Origin of the sequence: Actinomadura gamaensis, from assembly GCF_042652125.1 — a bacterium.
Lineage (GTDB): Bacteria > Actinomycetota > Actinomycetes > Streptosporangiales > Streptosporangiaceae > Spirillospora > Spirillospora gamaensis.
Genome location: NZ_JBHSIT010000013.1, coordinates 242,026 through 260,679, shown reverse-complemented (window position 1 = coordinate 260,679; position 18,654 = coordinate 242,026). Strand labels below are relative to the sequence as shown.

Genomic DNA, 18,654 nt, shown 5'->3' with positions numbered 1-18,654 from the left:
AGTACCCCCGAAGGGGCCTTTCCGCTCGACTTGCATGTGTTAAGCACGCCGCCAGCGTTCGTCCTGAGCCAGGATCAAACTCTCCATCAAGGTCCCAACGACAAGCCCCGGGGGCGAACCCGGAACCTGCCAAACCTCATGAAGGATCCGAAGATCCCAGCATGCGATCCGAAGACCGCTTGCCTCAAAGAAATCCCCACCCCGACCTTCCGGTCAGGGCCACGGGGTGATCAGGCGCATCGCCTGATCTATAAAGGCACTGGCTTTTAACACGCTGTTGAGTTCTCAAGAAACGGACACCCACCGAACTCCCCCGCGGACTTCCTCCGCGGCTTCGCTCCGTGGCGACTCGCCTACTTTATCAGTCCCGCCCGGCTTGTCAATTTCCGGCCGATTCCGATTCCGCAGTTCCCGCCCGCTTTCGCGGCCGTTCCCTGCGGCCCTCCTATTTCACCAGATCCGATCCGATTCGCAAAATCGGACCCTTTCCGATGCCATCAGGACATGCGGACACGACGGAACCGAATCCGCAAGATCGTTGATGGTGGCGCACACCGGGCCGTCCACCGCTCATGGCGGCGTCCCGCATCCCTCCAGGCGCGAGGAAGAACGTTACCCTGCCGTCCTCCGGACGTCAAGTCCCCGTCGGCCGGACGACACGGAGGGACGCCGGGGGCGTCCCGACCGTCAGCGCGCTCAGCTCGTCGTGCCGCCGATGGCTGAGGCGCCGGAGCAGGCCACCCAGCACCGTCGTCCCCACAGCGGACGGGATCAGGGACGTCAGGTTCAGCATCGGCAGGCTGTGTGCGAACGCGCTCGGACCGTCCAGGTGGATGGTGTCGCTGGCGAGCCGTCCGGCCAGGACGGCTCGTGAGCGGCGGATCCGTTCGTACGCCCGAAGGGCGGCGACCAGGTCGTCCCGTCCGTGGACGGACGCCAGTTCCGTCATGAGCACCGCCACGTCTTCCAGGCCCTGGTTGAGTCCTTGGGCGAGGACGGGCGGCATGCCATGGGCGGCGTCCCCGACGAGTGTGCAGGGTCCTTGGCCCCACGCGCGCGCGACACGGTGCCGGGTGTGCGGGAAGAAGCCCAGGTCGTCGTCCGTCAGGGCGTCGAAGATCTCCGGGACGGGCCAGGCGAAGCCCCGGTAGTACTTCCGGAGTTCGGCGAGCGGATGGTCGGGGGTGACGTCCCCGGGTTTCCACGGGACGTCGAAGAAGAACGCGAGCAACCCGTCGCCGGCGCCGATGTAGCCGCACTCGCGCGTGCGGTCGACCATCAGGGCGGTCTGTGCTCCCACGTCGAACGGCGAGGGGATGAGGCCTTGCCAGGTCGCCAGGCCGGTCGGGCGGGCGGGCTCGGCGTCCACGAGTTGCGCGCGCACGCGCGAGTGGACGCCGTCCGCGCCGATGAGCAGGTCCGCGTGGTAGTCCGCGCCGTCCTCGGTGGTGACGGTGACGCCGCCGTCGGAGGCTGGGGCGAGGCGGGCGAAGCGGGCGCCGAACTCGATCGGGACGCCGGAGGCGAGCTGGGCGAGGAGGACGCGGCGCGGGATGCCGACCGCGGGGGCGCCCGCCTCGCCGATGATCCCCGCGAGATCGACGTGGAGTGCCGTCCGTCCCTTGGACGTGCGGAGACGGACCTCGGTGATGACCTGGCCGGCGGTCTCCGGATGGACGCCGAGGACGGACAGGACGGCGTTGCCGAACGGCCAGACCGTGACCGCGCCGCCGCGGGTGCGGAGGGCGGGGGCCTGTTCGAGGACGGTGACCTCGTGCCCGGCGGAGAGGAGTCCGCGGGCGGTCGCGAGTCCGGCGAGCCCCGCGCCGATGACGAGAGCGTGCACCATGCACCTCCGACGAAGAGTAGTACTACCAGTTGTAGTACATACTCGCCCGGACGGCCAGACCCAGAGGGCGCTGAGAGCCCGGAGGCGGTGTTCCGCCTCCGGGCCCTCGCGAGTTCCAGCGTCGAGCGGTTCAGCCGCAGTGCGACCAGCCGCTGTACCACCACTGGTGGTTGGTGCCGCCGCCCCACTGGATGCACTTGCCCGCGGCGGACGCGTAGGTCGGTCCGGCGTAGTACGAGAAGTTGTCCGCCTCGGTGACCGGGCTCTTACCCGCCACGTACAGGTAGGTACCCGTGCGCGTGGACGTGCCCACGTCGGAGGTCTTGATCGTGACAACGCAGTTCTTGCCCGAGCCGGAGCTGTAGGCGAGGTAGACGGTGGAGCCGTTGAGGTCCTGGTGGTCGATGACCGAGTATCCGGAGCCGCAGATGGCGGAGGCGGAGTAGGCCGAGGCCGGGGCGGCGGCGACGGCGGCGAGGCCGGTGGTGGCCGCGGCGGCGGCCAGGGAGACGACGGCGAAGCGCTTCACGATCACTCCTTCCGGACGCCGGCCCTCGCCGGCACCCGGAAGGATCATGGTCCGCGCCCGCCGTCCGGCGGGTGAACCGTGAATGATCTTGATGTGGCGGGCGCTCCCGGACGGGATGACTGACGGACCGTCCGACCCGCGCGCCGGCCCCTGTCAGCCCCCGCCCGGCGCCGAGCCCCCGCCCGACGCCGAGCCCCGGGTCGGCCCTTGCCGACCGTGCGCCAGGACGGTCAGCGGCGCGTCTCGTCCGGGATCCAGTTGCCGTGGAAGCCGCTCGGGACGCGGGCGGGCAGGTGCACCGAGCCGATGTGCTCCAGCGTCGCGGCGTCCAGGAAGACCAGGTCGCTGCGGTCGGTGGCGGTGTTCAGGACGTACCCCATGAGGACGCCCTCGTCCTCGGCGGACGTGTCGGACGCCGGCACGAAGGAGAACTCGCTCGCGATCCGGCCGGGCCCGAAGCGGTGCACTTCGGTCTTGCGGGTCAGCAGGTCGTTCTTCAGGACGGCGTCGGGTTCGAAGACGGAGAGGTCGGCGTGCTCGCCTTCCCCGAGGTCGGCTCCGGCGATGTCGATGCCGACGCTGTAGCCGTAGCGGTAGGGGCGTCCTACGCGGCGTTCGTCGTGGCGGGGGAACTCCTGCGGACGGTCGTCGACGCGTTCGGTGCGGACGCGGCCCGCCGCCCGGTCGACGGTCCAGCGCTCCAGGCTGGTGGCGCCCTCGCCGGGGACGGTCGTCGTGGCGAACATGCGCGGGTGCCGGACGACGTCCAGCACGACGGTGTCGCCGTCCTCGTAGGCGTTGAGCGGGTGGAAGACGTAGCAGGGATCGACGTCGTACCAGCGCACGTCGGAGGCGGTGCCCTCGCGCGGGAGCAGGCCGACGCGGGCGGGGTAGCCGGGCGTCCACGAGTAGGGCAGGCCGGGCGCGGCGCCGCGGCGGCTGCGGATGGCGGCGGCGACGAGCGGTTCGGGCAGCGTGCGGCGGCCGACGACGCGGGAGAGCAGGGACGTCACGGGTCCGGCGATCCGGGGCGGCGCGCCCGCGGTGATGCTCCGGACGTCGAAGGTGACCGGCAGGTCGTACAGGACGACGTAGCGGTCGGTCAGGGAGAAGTCGTGCATCATCGGGCTGCCGGTGGTCGGGATGTCCACGACCTTGCGGATGCGTCCGGACCTGCTGAGCACGGTGTACCGGACCTTGCTGCCCCAGCCGAAGAAGTACGAGACGGCGTGCAGCTCTCCGGTGTCGGGGTCGCGGTGCGGGTGGGCGGTGTAGCCGCCGGGGAGGGTGCCGTCGAAGTCGCAGGGGCCGATCGTCTCGAACTCGTCGGTGAGCTCGTAGGGGCGGCTGCCGGCCTCGACGAGCGCGAAGGTGCGTCCGGCGTGGCCGAGGACGTTGGTGTTGACGGCGTAGTCCATGCCGGCGTGCGTGCCGCCGGGGCGGGGACGCTCCCCCATCCGGCGGGCGAGGTCGGCGTGGCGGACCCAGCGGTTGCGGTACCACTCGGCGCGGCCGTCGCGCAGCCGGACGCCGTGGACCATGCCGTCCCCGGTGAACAGGTGGTAGGTCGCCGGGTCGGGGTCGGTGAACGGGTTGGGGCCGATGCGCGCGTACCGGCCGTCGAGGTGCGCGGGGATCTCGCCGGTGATCTCCAGGTCGGTGACGGTCAGCTCCTCGCGCACGGGCGCGTACTGGCCGTCCAGGATTCCGTTCGTCATCGGGCCCTCCCGAAGGGAAATAACAGCGTTATGTGGGATATAACGCTGTTATGAGCGAGGCGTCAACGGCTGCCGCCGAATCGGCATCGGCGGCGGAGGCACCAGCAGAGGCCCCGGCGGAGGCCCCGGCGGAGGCGTCTCCGGCGGGCAGAGCGGGGGGCGGGACGGCGGACGTCCGGACCCGGCTGCTGGAGGCGGCGGCGCGGCTGCTCGCGCAGGAGGGGCGGAAGGCGCTGACCGCGCGCCGGCTGGCGGTGGAGGTCGGGGCGTCCACGATGGTCGTCTACACGCATTTCGGCGGGATGCCCGAGCTCGTCCGCGCGGTCGTCGAGGAGGGCTTCGAGCGGCTCGCGCGGATGCTGTCGGAGGTGCCGCCGGGCGACGACCCGGTGGTGGACCTCGCGCGGCTGGCCGTCGCCTACCGCGCGAACGCCCTGGCGAACCCGCATCTGTACTCGGTGATGTTCAGCGGCTCGGCGCTCGGCGAGTACTGCGCGGACGACCGGGACGTCCGCAGCGGCCGGTTCACGGCGGGCGCGGGCACGTTCGTCGTGCTGGTCGCGGCGACGGAGCGCGCGATGGCGGCGGGACGCCTGCCCGGCGCGGGCGACGCCGACCCGGCCGAGGTGTCGGCGCAGCTCTGGAGCGCGCTGCACGGCTACGTGATGCTGGAGCTGGGCGGGCATTTCACCTCGGCGGACGAGGAGACGGTCTTCATCCCGCTGCTGCGCACGATGGCGCTCGGTCTCGGCGCGCCCCTCCCGGACGGCTTGGCCAAGGCGATCCGCGCCGACCTGCCCGAAAGCCTGATGACCCCCAACGCCGGCAGGTAGCAGCAGGGCGGGTCACTTCGCGCGGGCCACGTCGTGTGGACGGGGGTCTCGGTTGACCGTTCCGTCCCGTTGGCCACGTTCGGTCCCACTCTCCCCGAGAACGCGTTTTTCGTTCATCGTTCCCAGCTAGAGCAGCCGGTCGTGCGGCTCGTCCGAGGAGAACGTGAGGGCGGCGGAAGTGGGGAGACGGGGCGGACTTGGCCGGACGCGGCGTCCGGTCGCATTGTGGGCGGCGCTGGTGGTGGGCGCGGCGCTGCTGACCGGGGCGTCGCTGCCGGAGGCGGGGGCGGCGCGGGCGGGGCTGCCCGGCGGGTTCCGGCAGCAGACGGTGCTGTCGGGGCTGACGAACCCGACGGCGGTGCGCTTCGCGCCGGACGGTCGGGTGTTCGTGGCGGAGAAGAGCGGCATCGTGAAGATGTTCCAGTCGCTCACCGACCCGGACCCGGTCGTGTACGCGGACCTGCGGCAGCAGGTGTTCAACGGGTGGGACCGGGGGCTGCTCGGCCTCGCGCTGCATCCGGACTTCCCGGCCGATCCGCGCGTCTACGTGCTCTACACCTACAACGGAGAGCTGGGCGGAACGTTCCCGAAATGGCCGTCCTCGAACGGTAGCGACGACCAGTGCCCGGACCCGCCCGGCGCGACCAAGGACGGCTGCGTCGTCGCGGGCCGGATCTCGGTGCTGACGCCGTCCGTCCAGGCGGCGGGCGCGCTGGCGCCGCGCGCGAAGTCGGGGCCGGTGACCGAGCGGGTGCTGCTGGAGGACTGGTGCCAGCAGTTCCCCAGCCATTCGGTCGGGACGCTCCAGTTCGGCGCGGACGGGATGCTGTACGCGGGCGCGGGAGACGGCGCGAGCTACACCTACGCCGACTACGGACAGACCAAGAACCCCTGCGGGGACCCGCCCGGAAAGGCGGGCACGAACCTGACGCCCCCGGCCGCGGAGGGCGGCTCCCTCCGCGCGCAAGACGTCACCACTCCGGACGACCCGACCGGCCTGGACGGCTCGATCATTCGCATCAACCCGGACACCGGTGCGGCCGCGCCCGGCAATCCCGCGACGACGGGCGACGAGAACGCCAAGCGGATCATCGCGCACGGCTTCCGGAACCCGTACCGGTTCACGATCCGGCCGGGCACGAGCGAGGTGTGGGCGGGCGACGTCGGCCTCAGCACGTGGGAGGAGATCGACCGGATCCCGGATGCGGGCGGGAAGGTCCCGAATTACGGCTGGCCCTGTTACGAGGGGGCGGGGCACAACGTCGGTTACGAGGCCGCCGGATTGACCATGTGCCAGAAGCTGTACGGCGCGGGCGCGTCCGCCGTGGTCACGCCGTATTTCGCGTACAAGCACAGCGACAAGGTCGTGCCCGGCGAGGCGTGCGGGACGGGCAGTTCGGCCGTCAGCGGCACGGCGTTCTACAGCGGGAGTGTGTACCCGCAGAGGTACCGGGGCGCGCTGTTCTTCGCCGACTACGCGCGCCGGTGCGTGTGGGCGATGAAGGCGGGCGCGGACGGCCTGCCCGACCCGAAGGCGATCGAGACGTTCGACCCGTCCCCCGGCGCGATCGTCGATCTGGAGCCCGGCCCGGACGGCGACCTGTTCGGGGTGGACGTGATCGGCGGACGCGTCGTCCGGTGGGTGTACGAGGGGACGAACAACCCGCCGGTCGCGGCGGTCAAGTCGGACGTGGTGAGCGGGAAAGTGCCGCTGACCGTGCGGTTCGACGCGTCCTCGTCGTCCGACACCGACGGTGACCTGCCGCTCTCCTACGACTGGGACCTGGACGGCGACGGGAACTACGGCGACTCGCGCGACGCCGAGCCGTCGTTCACCTACGAGAAGGCGGGCAGGTACCGGGTCGGGTTGCGGGTGACCGACGCGCGCGGCGCGACCGACACGGCGACGCTGGAGATCACCGCCGGGTCCACCCCGCCGGTCGCGAGGATCACGGCGCCCGCGTCCGGGCTGGCCTGGCAGGTCGGCGACCGGATCGCCTTCTCCGGGACGGGGACCGACGTTGAGGACGGCACCCTCACCGGCAAGGCGCTGAGCTGGCAGATCATCATGCACCACTGCCCGAGCAACTGCCACACGCACGAGATCACCCGGCAGGACGGGCCGTCCGGGTCGTTCGTCGCGCCCGACCACGAGTACCCGTCCTGGCTGGAGCTGCGGCTGACCGCGACCGACTCGTCCGGCTTGTCGGACGTGAAGAGCGTCGAGCTGCATCCGAAGACCGCGAAGCTGACGCTGAAGAGCAGTCCACCGGGGATTCCGCTGACGCAGGGGCAGCGGACCGCGACCGCGCCGTTCACCGGGACGGTGATCAAGGGATCGACGGTCTCGGTGGCGGCTCCGACGAAGACGCAGATCGTCGGCGGGCGCACGTACGAGTTCGCCGGCTGGTCGGACAGGGGCGGCTCCGCGCACAACGTCGTCGTCGGGACGGACCGGACGCTGACCGCGACGTACCGGCTGAAGACGAACCTGGCGCTGAAGCGTCCGGCGGCGGCGTCGAGTTTCGAGCGGTCGCCGTTCCAGGCGTGGCGCGCGGACGACGGGAGCCGGACGACGCGCTGGTCCAGCAAGCGGGCCGACCCGCAGTGGCTGCGGGTGGACCTCGGCTCGGTGCGGCAGGTCGGGTACGTGATCCTGCGCTGGGAGTCGGCGTACGCGAAGACGTTCCAGATCCAGGTCTCCAAGGACGGGCGCTCGTGGACGACCGTCCAGGCGCGGACGAACGGGAACGGCGGGTCGGACTTCGTCCCGTTCACGCCCGTCCAGGCGCGGTACGTCCGGATGTACGGGACGAAGCGGGCGACGGCCTACGGCTACTCGCTGTGGGAGATGGAGGTCTACAACAGGTGATACTTGCGTGGTGTCCGCGCAAGTCATCTATGACCGCAATGGTGTGCTGGTCGTCCGGTCCGGGGACGTCGTCGCGAAGGCGCACCGTCCCGGCCGGGCGGTCGGGCCGGAGTTCGCCCGGCGCGTCGAGATCGCCGCGTCCCTGCCCGCGCTGTTCTGCGCGCCGCTAGGCCCGCCGCTCGACGTCGAGGGCCGGACGGTCACGCTGGAGCGGTACGGGACGCCGGTGGACCCGTACGACCCGCCGTGGGAGGACGCGGCGCGCCTGCTCGCCGCGCTCCACGCCGTCCCCGTGCCCGCGGACACGCCGCCTTTCGGACGTCCCGCGCGGGTGGCCCGCGCGGTGTCGCGCCTGGGCAACGGCGAAGCGGCCGACGCCGTACGCCGCGCCTTCGCCGTTCTCCCCGCGTGGGTGCGCGGGGACGGGCCCGTCCCCGAAGTGCGGGACGAGCGGCTGCTGCACGGCGACTTCCACTTGGGGCAGCTCGTGCGCGCGGGCGAAGGCGGCACGTGGCGAATGATCGATGTGGAGGACATCGGACGCGGCGATCCCGCATGGGACCTCGCGCGTCTCGCCGCGCTCTTCGCGGCGGGCATCCTGGCGCCCGACGCCTGGGGACGCTTCCTGCACGCGTACCGCGAGGCGGGCGGCGTGGCCGTGCCGCCGGACGAGGGTTCGGAATGGACGGTGCTGGACGTCCCGTCCCGCGCGCTCGTCGTCCAGATCGCCGCGACGTCCGTCCGGATGGCGGCCGAGGAGGACCGGGATCTCGGACCGGAGGAAACCGGACTCGTGGGTGCGTGCGTCAGAATCGCGGAGCTGCCGGAACTACCTTAGATTTACCTTTTGCTTACCTGAGCCTCAGGACCGGAAGGACGACATAGGCGATGCACTGCCCCAAGTGCCACGGCTACATGCACACGTACAACCGCAGCGGCGTCCAAATCGAGCAGTGCGACAACTGCCGCGGCGTCTTCCTCGACTACGGCGAGCTGGAGGCCCTCGGCCGCATGGAGGCCGGGTACCACGCCGCCCCGCCGCCGCCCGCCTGGGGCCACCACGGCGGACACCACGGCCACCACGGACATCACGGCCACCACGGCGGCCTCTTCCACGCCCTCTTCACGACCTGAGCGAACTCTTCACGACCTGGGCGACACCGCCTGGAAAGCCGCACGAAGACGGCCCGCGCCTCAGAAGACGAGGCGGCGGGCCGTTCTCGTGCGCGCCTCGCGTGCGCGCGTCGTGTGCGCGCGTCGTGTGCGCCGTCGTCGCGTGCTCGTCGTCGCGTGCGCCGTCGTCAGAGGCGCGGGTCCACCGGTTCGGACTCCAGGGCCAGAACGGCGAACACGGCCTGGTGGACGCGCCACAGCGGCTCCCCGGCGGTGAGCCGGTCGAGGGCCGTGAGGCCGAGCGCGTGCTCGCGCATCGCGAGCGAGCGCTTGCGGCCCGTCGAGCGGGCGCGCATCCGGTCGAGGTGGTCGGTGTAGTCGGGGCCGTAGATGATCCGCAGGTACTCACGTCCCCGGACCTTCAGGCCCGGCTGCACCTTGCGGTCCTCGGGGAGCGGACCGAGCGGCTTGACGACCATCCCCTCGCCGCCGTCGGCGGTGAGCTTCTCCCACCAGGACGTCGCGTCCGCCTCGGACGCGGGGTCGGCGAGGTCCACGACGCGGGTCGCGGTGCCCCGGACGAGCCCGGACCCGTCGGCCGCGGTGAGCCGGTCGGCCATGGCCATGTGCCATTCGTGGTCGCGGGTCGTCGCGAGCGTCTCCCCTTCGGCGGCCAGGAGCTGGAACGGCGCGATGCGGAGGTCGCCGACGCTCTCGACGTCCCAGCAGTAGCGGGCGAAGGCGTCGCGGAAGCGCGCGGCGTTCACGGCCCGGTGCTCGGTGCGTTCGCGGAGGTCCGCGACGTCCAGCCCGCGCGCGTGCGCCTGCGCGAGAGCCGTGGACGCGGCCGGGAGCGCGGCCCGCGCGGCGGCGGCGGTCGAGGCGTACTGCGTGCGGATCAGGTCCATCGCCTTCGCCGACCACGGCAGCAGCTCGCAGTCCAGGACGAGCCAGCCGGTGTTCAGCTCGTCCCAGAGGCCCGCTTCGCCGATCGCGTCGCGCACGCGCGCGAGGACGGCGTCGGTGCGCGCCGCGTCCTTGAAGAACGACCGTCCGGTGCGGGTGTAGAGAGCGCCGGACGTGCCGTCGTCCATGCGGAACCGCGTCTCGGCCGTGGCCTTGTCGCGCGCGACGACGGCGATCGCGCGGGAGCCCATGTGCTTCTCCTCGCAGATCACCCTCTCCAGTCCTAGGGCGCGGTATGCGGCGAAAGCCTCCGCCGGGTGCTCCAGATAGCCGTCCAGGGACGACGCGTCCGCCGGAGCCATCGTCGGAGGGAGGTACACCAGCCAGCGCGGATCGACCGCGAACCGGCTCATCACCTCAAGCGCGGCGAGCGCGTTCTCCTCGCGGACGGCGACGCGTCCCATCAACGCGGTCTCGACGCCGTGCGCGCCCATCACGTCCTCGATGCGGAGCAGGCCGTGGTCGCTCGACTCGTCCTTCAGCGGACGCGTCGGTTCGTACCAGACCTCGTGCGCGCGCGTCTGGACGAGCTGCTTCTCCGGGTAGCGCAGCGCGGTCAGCTTGCCGCCGAACACCACGCCCGTGTCCAGGCAGATGGTGTTGTTGAGCCACTCCGCGTTCGGGACGGGCGTGTGGCCGTAGACGACCATCGCCTTGCCCCGGTAGTCGCGCGCCCACGGGTAGCGGACGGGAAGCCCGTACTCGTCGGTCTCGCCGGTGGTGTCGCCGTACAGCGCGAACGAGCGGACACGTCCGGACGCGCGTCCCTGGTACTCCTCCTTCAGCCCGGCGTGCGCGACGACGAGTTTCCCGCCGTCCAGGACGTAGTGGCTGATGAGACCGTCCATGAACGTGCGCGCGCGCTCGCGGAAGTCGTCCGGCTCGCGCGCGAGCTGCTCCAGCGACTCGGCGAGGCCGTGCGCGACCTTCACCTTGCGGCCGTTGAGCGCGCGCACGAGCTTCTGCTCGTGGTTCCCCGACACGCACAGGGCCGTCCCGGCCTCGACCATGCCCATGACCAGGCGCAGGACGCCCGGGGTGTCCGGGCCGCGGTCGACCAGGTCGCCGACGAAGACGGCCGTGCGGCCCTCGGGGTGGCGGGCGCCGACGGCGCGTCCGCTCCCGTCGCGCTCGATGGCGTAGCCGAGTTCGCCGAGGAGTTCCTCCAGCTCGGCACGGCAGCCGTGGACGTCGCCGACGATGTCGAACGGGCCGGTCAGCTCGCGCTTGTCCGGCCACGCCTTCTCGTAGACGACCGTCGCCGCGTCGATCTCCTCGACGCCGTTCAGGACGTAGGCGCGCTTGAACTCGCGTCCCTGGAGCGAGCGCAGGCCGCGCCGCAGCTCGCGCCGCTGCCTCGGCACGACGTGGTCCGGCAGGTCGCGGTCGGCGCGCGCCGCGTTCCGCGCGACGGCGACGCTCTCCGGGACGTCCAGGACGATCGCCACCGACAGGACGTCGCACTCCTTCGCGATCTGGAGGAGCTGCCGGCGCGGGCCGGCCTGCACGTTCGTCGCGTCCACGACGGTCAGCAGGCCGCGCCGCAGCCGCGTCCGGACGATGTGGTGCAGCAGCGCGAACGCGTCGCCGGTCGCGGACTGGTCGTTCTCGTCGTCGGCCACCATCGCGCGGCAGCGGTCGGACGACACGACCTGCGTCTCCCTGAAGTGGCGGCGCGCGAAGTGCGACTTGCCCGAACCGGACACGCCGACGAGCACGACCAGCCCCATCTCGGGCAGCCTGATCTCGGTCATCGCGCGCCCTCCTTCGTGAAGACGGCCATCTGGGTCGGAGCGCCGACCTCGGGGTCGAGGTCGCCGACGGGGACGTACCGGACGCCGTAGCCGTGCGCGGCGGCCACCCGCCCGGCCCACGACGCGAACTCGGCGCGCGTCCACTCGAAGCGGTGGTCGGGATGGCGCATCGCGCCGTCCGCGAGCCCCTCGTAGCGGACGTTGTACTCGGCGTTCGGCGTCGTCACGACGACCGACGCCGGACGCGCCGCACCGAACACCACGCCCTCGACGGCCGCGAGGCGCGGTGGATCGACGTGCTCGACGACCTCCATCAGCACGGCCGCGTCGTAGCCCTCGAACCGCCGGTCGGCGTACGTCAGCGCCGACTGGAACACCGTCACGCGGGCCGGACGGCGCGGGTCGTCCGGGTCGTCCGGGATGCCGCGACGGCGGACCATCTCGATCGCGCGGTACGACACGTCCGCGCCGGTGACCTTCGTGAACGCCCGGTCGCGCTTGAGGCGCGCGAGCAGCTTCCCGGTGCCGCAGCCGAGGTCGAGAACCGTGCTCGCGTCCTGCTCGTGCAGCGCGGCGAGGACGGCCTCCACGCGCTGCTCCGCGAGGGACGGCTTCGCGTCCGCCTCCCGCACCGGCGCGGCGGTCTCCTCCTGCACCGGCGCGGCGGTCTCCTCCTGCGCCGGCGCGGCGATCCCTTCCTGCACCGGCGCGGCGATCTCTTCCTGCGGCGACGCGGCGGTCTCGTCCGGGGCCGGCGCGGCGGTCTCGTCCGGGGCCGGCTCCTCGTCGAGGGACGTGCGGTCGAGGGCGTCCTCGGGCGCGTCGTCGGAGTCGGCGAGGCGGCCGAGCGCGGCCCGCACGAGCGGACGGCGGTTGGCCAGGTAGCGGCGCGTGATCCCGGAGCGGTCCGGGTGCGCGGCGAGCCAGCCCTCCCCGGCGCGGATGAGCTTGTCCACCTCGTCCGGCGCGATCCAGTAGTGCTTCGACTCGTCCAGCACGGGCAGCAGGACGTAGAGCTGGTTCAGCGCGTCGGCGAGCCGCAGCTCGCCGGTCAGCGTGAGGCTCACGTACCGCGAGTCGCCCCAGCTCGGGAAGGACTCGTCGAGCGGCGCCGGGACGGCCTCGACGCGCCAGCCGAGCGGCGCGAAGTAGCGTTCGGCCCGTTCGGGGCCGCCCCGGCACGGCAGCGCGGGAAGCTTGATCTCCAGCGGGAGCGGGACGGCCGGCAGCTCGGGGCGGGCGTCGCAGCGTCCGCGCATCGCGGTGCGGAACACGCCCGCCATCGCGGACGCCAGCAACGACGACGCCGCGTACGGACGGTCGTTCACGTACTGGCCGAGGGCGAAGTCCGGGCTGCTCTTACCGCGCGTGCGCACGAGCTTGACCGGATCGACCTCCAGCAGCAGCGCCGCGGTGCAGCGCGTCTCGTCCGCCTCCGGGTAGAACACGTGCGCGACACCGGACGCCTGCTCGAACCGCTGCACCTTGTCGGGATGCTTGTGCAGCAGGAAGCCCAGGTCGGTCGCGGGCGCTCGGGTGGTCGAGATCGTCAGGAGCACCCGCCCAAGGATGCCCGAGACGTCCCGAAGCGACCAGCCAATACTTGCGTCAGGGGGCCTCGGGGCCGGAGACGAAGTGGCCCGCGCGGCTGTACGGCCACGCGTTCGGGCGGCATCCGTCCAGGCCCGCGAGCTGCTGCATCATCACGGGCGCGGGCTTGTCGGTGCCCGGGCAGGACATCCGGGGATAGTGCAGGACGCGGCCGACCTCGTAGTTCACCATCTGCGCGCGGTAGGAGCCGGTCTGCCCCTGGTAGTAGGTGGTCGTCAGCAGCCACCGCTTGAGGTTCACGACGACCTCCTTGTCGGAGGAGCAGTTGCCGCGCCCGGCCGTCATGACCCCGTGCGTCGCGCACAGCTTGTCGGTGGTCTCCGGGGACGCGAGGCGGATCACGAAGTCGGCCTGCTGCCCGGTACCGACGCGTTTGAACGAGTACTTCCCGCCCGCCGTCCAGCCGCGCGAATCGGTGAGGATCTTGTCGACGTAGTGCGCGAACGTCGTGGCGCTCTGCTTCGTCCCGCCCTCGACCTCGACCGCGTAGCGCCGGAGCTTGCCGCGCCCGACCGTCGCGGTCTCCCCCTCGGCGCGGGCGAACCTGCCCGTGCCGTGGTCCGGGATGAACGGCGGACGCGCGGGCTGGACGGTCGGCGGGTCCGGCGGGACGTCGCCCGGTTTCGCCCCCATCGACGGGACGACCTGCGGCTCCAGCTGCGGCTTGGGCGGCTTGCCGCCGGACAGCGTGGTCGCGCCGACCATCGCGGCGATGCCCGTCCCGGCGATCAGGACGAGCGCGCCGATGCCGAGGACGTAGGTGGCCGTGCGACCGCGGTCGGCGCCGGCGAAGTCACGGTCCAAATCGGCGGAGAGCCGCTCGTCCAGGACGGGCCTTCCGACGCGTCCGGTCGGGTCGAACAGCCCGTCGGGACCGGAGGCGAGCGGTCCGCCGCCCGGCGGGTCGTCCCCGAAGAACCCGTCGGCGGGCGGAGCCTCCGGCACCGGCGCCGCGTGGTAGTCGTCGTGAGGCGGCTGCGCGTGCTGCGGCTGGGCTTGGGGCCGGGGCGGCTGGGGTTGGCCTGGCTGCGACTGCCGATGCTGCGGCTGGTACGGCTGCTGGGCCTGGGGCTGGGGTGATCCTTGAGCGTGCCGCTGCGGTGGGAGCTGCTGGTGCGGCGGCTGCTGCTGAGGCTGGTGCGGCTGCTGCTGAGGCTGCTGGGGTTGGTGCGGCGGCTGCTGGGGTTGCTGCGGCGGGTACTGCTCGTTCCGAGACTCGTCATACCGAGGCTCGTCGTACCGCGGACCATACGGCGACTGCTCGTAGGGCTGCTGGCCGTACGGGTTCTGCGGCGGGTACGGATCGCGCCGTCCCCGGCGGGGGCGAGGGGGCTCCATGACGGTGCAAGCATGCCAGAAACCCGACCGGAATCGATCCTTTTGGCCTGATCGGCGGGTCGGCGAAACCCGAAAATGGCTGGCGGGCCGCGGGCGATGTCCGAAATCATCCGACCCGATGAGCAGAGAACCGAGGCGGGCCCAGGCCCGGCAGACCGTCGAGATCCTCGAACGAGGAGGTTACCGCGCGCCGTCCGGGCGCGAGGTGGAACTGAGCGCGAAGCTGCGCGCTTGCGTGGACGGAACCGTCCTGTACCGTCCCGCCGAACTGACCGCGCTGCTGGACGCCCTGCCTCCCGTCCCGCCCGACGCCGAGGCGACGCGCGTCGAGGTGACGACCGAGACCACCCTCCAGGCCGCGCTCCGCCTCACCACCCAGAACGGCGCGAGCGACGGCGCGGAGGCCGGTGAGGTGCTGGCGTTGAACTTCGCGTCGGCGAAGAATCCGGGCGGCGGGTTCCTCAACGGCGCGCACGCGCAGGAGGAGGGGCTCGCGCGCGCTTCGGGACTGTACGCGTCGCTGCGCGCGGCACGCGAGTACTACGAGGTGCACCGCGAGCTGCGCGACCCGCTCTACACCGACCACATGATCTACTCCCCCGGCGTGCCGGTGTTCCGCACGGACGCGGGCGCGCTGCTGGAGGAGCCGTACTCCGTCGCGTTCCTCACCTCGCCCGCACCGAACCGGGGCGCGACGAAGGACGCCGACAAGCTCGCGCGGCTGCCCGAGGTGCTGCGGCGGCGGGCGCTCAAGGTGCTGGCGGCCGCCTTCGCGCAGGGACATCGGCGGATCGTCCTCGGCGCGTGGGGATGCGGCGTGTTCCGGAACGACCCGTCCGAGGTGGCTGAGGCGTTCGCGGACGCGCTCCGTCCGGACGGCGGTCCGTTCGCGCGGCGGTTCGAGACGGTCGTCCTGGCCATCTACGACACCGCGCCCGGCGCGCCCCGCCTCGCCCCGTTCCAGCGCGCCTTCGAGGAGTTCTAGCAGCTCAGAGACCCATTGGACGCCGCCTGAAGCGCCGCCGTCCCGGAAGTTCGCCGCCGGGACCGCGGCGCTTTCGCATGCGCGGAGACGGGCACGAATTTCGCGATACATCTTGACTTCGGGCGAACGAGATATATCTTCTCTACACGAGAGAGGTTTTCCCGGCCGGGGCCTGCCGTCTCACCGTACGAACATCGTACTTATCACGAACGTCGTTCCTTGGATGAACGGCGTTTGCTTCCACGAACATTGTTCCTCGTCCCTTGGGGGCCGTGATGATCGAAACCACTGCCGGGGAGACCCGTCCGCCGGGCGCCGAACCCGCGCTGTTCCGCTGGCGCTGGGCCGCGCTCGCGGTGATCCTGCTCGGCGAGATCATGGACATGCTGGACTCGCTGGTCACCACGATCGCCGCGCCGACCATCCGCGGCGACCTCGGCGGGTCGGCAGCCACGATCCAGTGGCTCGCCGCCGGGTACACGCTCGCGATGGCGATCGGCCTGCTCACCGGCGGACGTCTCGGCGACCTCTACGGACGCAAGCGGATGTTCCTCATCGGCGCGGCCGGGTTCACGCTCGGCTCGCTGCTTTGCGGCGTCGCCGTCTCCCCCGGCATGCTGGTCGGCGCGCGGGTGCTCCAGGGCCTGGCGGGCGCGATGATGATCCCGCAGGGCCTCGGCATGATGCGGCGGATGTTCGCGCCGGACGAGATGACCAGGGCGTTCAGCGCGTTCGGTCCGGTCATGGGCCTGTCCTCGGTCGCCGGTCCGGTGCTCGCGGGCTGGCTCATCGACGCCGACCTGTTCGGCACCGGCTGGCGGATGATCTTCCTGATCAACCTGCCGCTCGGGGTGGCCGCGGTCGTCCTCGGCCTGTTCTTCCTGCCGCCCGGGCACGACGGCCACGGGTCCCGCCTCGACCTGGTCGGCGCGCTGCTCGCCGCGCTCGGCGCCGGACTGATCGTCTACCCGCTCGTCCAGGGCCGCGAGCTCGACTGGCCCGCCTGGATGTTCGTCATGATGGCCGGGTCCGGCGTGGTGTTCACCGTGTTCGCCCGGCACGAGCTGCGCCGGCAGCGGCGCGGCGGCGACCCGCTGATCACCCCGTCGCTGTTCACCAAGCGCGGCTTCTCCAGCGGGCTCGCCGTGGGCCTGGTCTTCTTCGCGGGGATGATCGGGTTCTCGCTGACCTACTCGCTCTACCTCCAGATCGGGCTCGGCTACTCGCCGCTCAAGGCCGGCCTGTCGCAGATCCCCTGGTCGGCGGGCACGGTCCTCGGGTTCCCCGTCGCGATGGCGATGCAGAAGCACGGCCGGACGGCCCTCCAGGCCGGCGCGATCGTCATGGCCGCCGGGGTGGCCGGGCTCGTGCTCACCCTCCAGCTCGCCGGCGTCGGCGTCAGCCCGTGGCAGCTCGCGCCCGCGCTCGTCGTCACCGGCTTCGGCATGGGCCTGCTGATGGCCCCGTTCTTCGACATCGTGCTCGCCGCGGTCGAACCGCACGAGACCGGGTCGGCGGGCGGGACGCTGTCGGCGATCCAGCAGCTCGGCGCGGCGCTCGGCGCGGCCGTCCTCGGCACCGTGTTCTTCGGACTGCTCGGCGGACACGTCGCGACCGCGTCCGACCGGGACGCGCCCGCGCTGCGCACGAGCCTCGCGTCCGCCGGGATCGCCGCGTCCGAGCAGGACCGGATCACGGCCGGGCTGCGCGCCTGCGGGCACGACCGGGCCACCGCGAAGGACCAGGCGAAGAACCCGGCGTCGTGCGTCCGGCTGGAGTCCGACGTGCGGACGGCCGCCGGCGCGCACCCGCAGTCGGCGGGAAAGATCGTCCAGGTCGTGCAGGCGTCCGGCCTGCACTCCGCGAAGACCGGCTTCGGCGCGGCCATGAAGATCACGCTGGGGATCGTGGCCGGGCTCCTCCTGCTGACCTTCCTGATCGCCTTCCTGCTCCCGCCGCGAGCGCGCGAAGACGACGGCACCGCCACCGCCTGACAACACGGTCGCGCGCCCGGCGACGCGGTCGGGCGCCCGGCGGGACGATCACCGTCTGGCGGCGAGCGTCCGCCGTTTGGACGGTCGTCCGGGAGTCCCGTGGCCCGCGAGCATCGCGCGGGCCACGGGAACCCGCGTTTCCGGTCAGAGCTTGTTGAGCACCTCGAACGCCAGCAGTTCCAGGTGGTTGAGGTCGTTGAGGTCGAGCACCTGGAGGTAGACGCACTCGGTGCCGATCTCGGCGAACCGCCCGAGCTTCTCCACGATCTCGGCGGGCGTGCCGCACAGGCCGTTCTCGCGCAGCTCGTCCACGTCGCGGCCGATCGCGTCGGCGCGGCGCTTGATCTCCGCCTCGTCCCGCCCGCAGCACACGACCTGCGCGGCCGAGTACACCATCGGACGCGTCCGGTCCTGCGCCTCGCTCGCGGCGCGGACCCGGCCGAACGCGGCGGCCGTGTCGTCCACCTTGTGGAACGGGACGTTGTACTCGTCGGCGTACTGCGCGGCGAGGCGCGGCGTCCGCTTCGCCCCGACGCCGCCGACGAGCACCGGCGGGCCGTCCGGACGGGCGGGCTTCGGCAGCGCCGGAGAGTCCTTGAGCGTGTAGTGCCGGCCCTCGAAGTCGAAGGTCTCGCCCTCGGGCGTCCGCCACAGGCCGGTGATGATCTGGAGCTGCTCCTCCAGCCGCTCGAACCGCTCGCCGAGGCTCGGGAACGGGATGCCGTAGGCGGTGTGCTCCTCCCCGAACCAGCCGGTGCCGATGCCGAAGTCGACGCGTCCGCCGCTCATCTGGTCCACCTGCGCGACCGAGATCGCGAGCGGGCCGGGGTACCGGAACGTCGCCGCGGTCACCAGCGTCCCGAGGCGGATCCGGCTCGTCTCGCGGGCCAGCCCCGCCAGGGTGATCCAGGCGTCGGACGGCCCGGGAAGGCCCGACACGTCCCCCATCTTCAGGTAGTGGTCGGACCGGAAGAAGGCGTCGAAGCCCAGGTCCTCCGTGGCCTTCGCCACGGCCAGCAATGTCTCATAGCTCGCCCCCTGCTGGGGCTCGGTGAAGATCCGAAGACGCATGCTCCTATCCTGATACGCCCC

The 18,654-nt window shown here is 72.0% G+C and carries 13 protein-coding genes and 1 rRNA gene; 6 read left to right on the top strand and 8 right to left on the bottom strand.

From position 1 onward, the window contains the following. The 4 genes from ACFPCY_RS36430 to ACFPCY_RS36415 form a co-directional block, all read right to left on the bottom strand. A 16S ribosomal RNA gene (locus tag ACFPCY_RS36430) occupies positions 1-90 on the bottom strand; the annotation flags it as partial. Positions 91-634: 544 nt separating this feature from the next. Beyond that, positions 635-1,849 carry an FAD-dependent oxidoreductase gene (locus ACFPCY_RS36425; RefSeq protein WP_378263150.1) on the bottom strand — a complete coding sequence of 405 codons (1,215 nt, stop codon included), beginning with the start codon at positions 1,847-1,849 and terminating at the stop codon, positions 635-637. Positions 1,850-1,979: 130 nt separating this feature from the next. Beyond that, positions 1,980-2,378, bottom strand: coding sequence for a spore-associated protein A (locus tag ACFPCY_RS36420; protein ID WP_378263148.1), 399 nt, complete (start codon positions 2,376-2,378; stop codon positions 1,980-1,982). 230 nt (positions 2,379-2,608) lie between these two features. Further along, on the bottom strand, positions 2,609-4,096 hold the full coding sequence (locus ACFPCY_RS36415; RefSeq protein ID WP_378263146.1) for a carotenoid oxygenase family protein: 1,488 nt from the start codon (positions 4,094-4,096) through the stop codon (positions 2,609-2,611). A 50-nt stretch (positions 4,097-4,146) separates the two neighbouring features. On the opposite strand from ACFPCY_RS36415, the gene ACFPCY_RS36410 reads away from it, so the two are divergent. From ACFPCY_RS36410 to ACFPCY_RS36395, 4 genes are all read left to right on the top strand, one after another. After that, complete coding sequence (locus ACFPCY_RS36410) at positions 4,147-4,929, top strand: TetR-like C-terminal domain-containing protein (RefSeq protein WP_378263144.1); 783 nt, start codon at positions 4,147-4,149, stop codon at positions 4,927-4,929. 178 nt (positions 4,930-5,107) lie between these two features. Continuing rightward, positions 5,108-7,801 carry a PQQ-dependent sugar dehydrogenase gene (locus ACFPCY_RS36405; RefSeq protein ID WP_378263142.1) on the top strand — a complete coding sequence of 898 codons (2,694 nt, stop codon included), beginning with the start codon at positions 5,108-5,110 and terminating at the stop codon, positions 7,799-7,801. A gap of 10 nt (positions 7,802-7,811) precedes the next feature. Continuing rightward, positions 7,812-8,639 (top strand): phosphotransferase family protein, encoded by an 828-nt coding sequence (locus ACFPCY_RS36400; protein WP_378263140.1) that lies wholly within the window; start codon positions 7,812-7,814, stop codon positions 8,637-8,639. 50 nt (positions 8,640-8,689) lie between these two features. Further along, on the top strand, positions 8,690-8,935 hold the full coding sequence (locus ACFPCY_RS36395) for a TFIIB-type zinc ribbon-containing protein (RefSeq protein WP_378263138.1): 246 nt from the start codon (positions 8,690-8,692) through the stop codon (positions 8,933-8,935). A 167-nt stretch (positions 8,936-9,102) separates the two neighbouring features. On the opposite strand, the gene ACFPCY_RS36390 is transcribed toward ACFPCY_RS36395, so the two are convergent. Genes ACFPCY_RS36390 through ACFPCY_RS36380 form a run of 3 tightly spaced genes read right to left on the bottom strand, consistent with a single transcriptional unit; the run spans position 9,103 to position 14,583 of the window. Next, positions 9,103-11,634 carry a polynucleotide kinase-phosphatase gene (locus ACFPCY_RS36390; RefSeq protein ID WP_378263136.1) on the bottom strand — a complete coding sequence of 844 codons (2,532 nt, stop codon included), beginning with the start codon at positions 11,632-11,634 and terminating at the stop codon, positions 9,103-9,105. Then, positions 11,631-13,193: a 3' terminal RNA ribose 2'-O-methyltransferase Hen1 gene (locus ACFPCY_RS36385; protein ID WP_378263134.1), complete on the bottom strand. Its 1,563-nt coding sequence runs from the start codon at positions 13,191-13,193 to the stop codon at positions 11,631-11,633. The genes ACFPCY_RS36390 and ACFPCY_RS36385 overlap by 4 nt, the downstream gene beginning before the upstream one ends. A 49-nt stretch (positions 13,194-13,242) precedes the next feature. After that, the gene (locus tag ACFPCY_RS36380) at positions 13,243-14,583 is read right to left on the bottom strand and encodes a DUF3152 domain-containing protein (RefSeq protein WP_378263132.1); all 1,341 of its coding nucleotides are present in this window, start codon (positions 14,581-14,583) and stop codon (positions 13,243-13,245) included. Between the two features lie 118 nt (positions 14,584-14,701). On the opposite strand from ACFPCY_RS36380, the gene ACFPCY_RS36375 reads away from it, so the two are divergent. After that, a complete protein-coding gene (locus ACFPCY_RS36375; RefSeq protein WP_378263130.1) occupies positions 14,702-15,568 on the top strand; it encodes a TIGR02452 family protein in 867 nt (288 codons plus the stop codon). A gap of 275 nt (positions 15,569-15,843) precedes the next feature. Further along, a complete protein-coding gene (locus tag ACFPCY_RS36370; protein WP_378263128.1) occupies positions 15,844-17,562 on the top strand; it encodes an MFS transporter in 1,719 nt (572 codons plus the stop codon). Between the two features lie 144 nt (positions 17,563-17,706). On the opposite strand, the gene ACFPCY_RS36365 is transcribed toward ACFPCY_RS36370, so the two are convergent. Continuing rightward, a complete protein-coding gene (locus ACFPCY_RS36365) occupies positions 17,707-18,633 on the bottom strand; it encodes an LLM class F420-dependent oxidoreductase (protein WP_378263126.1) in 927 nt (308 codons plus the stop codon). Positions 18,634-18,654 lie beyond the last annotated feature (21 nt).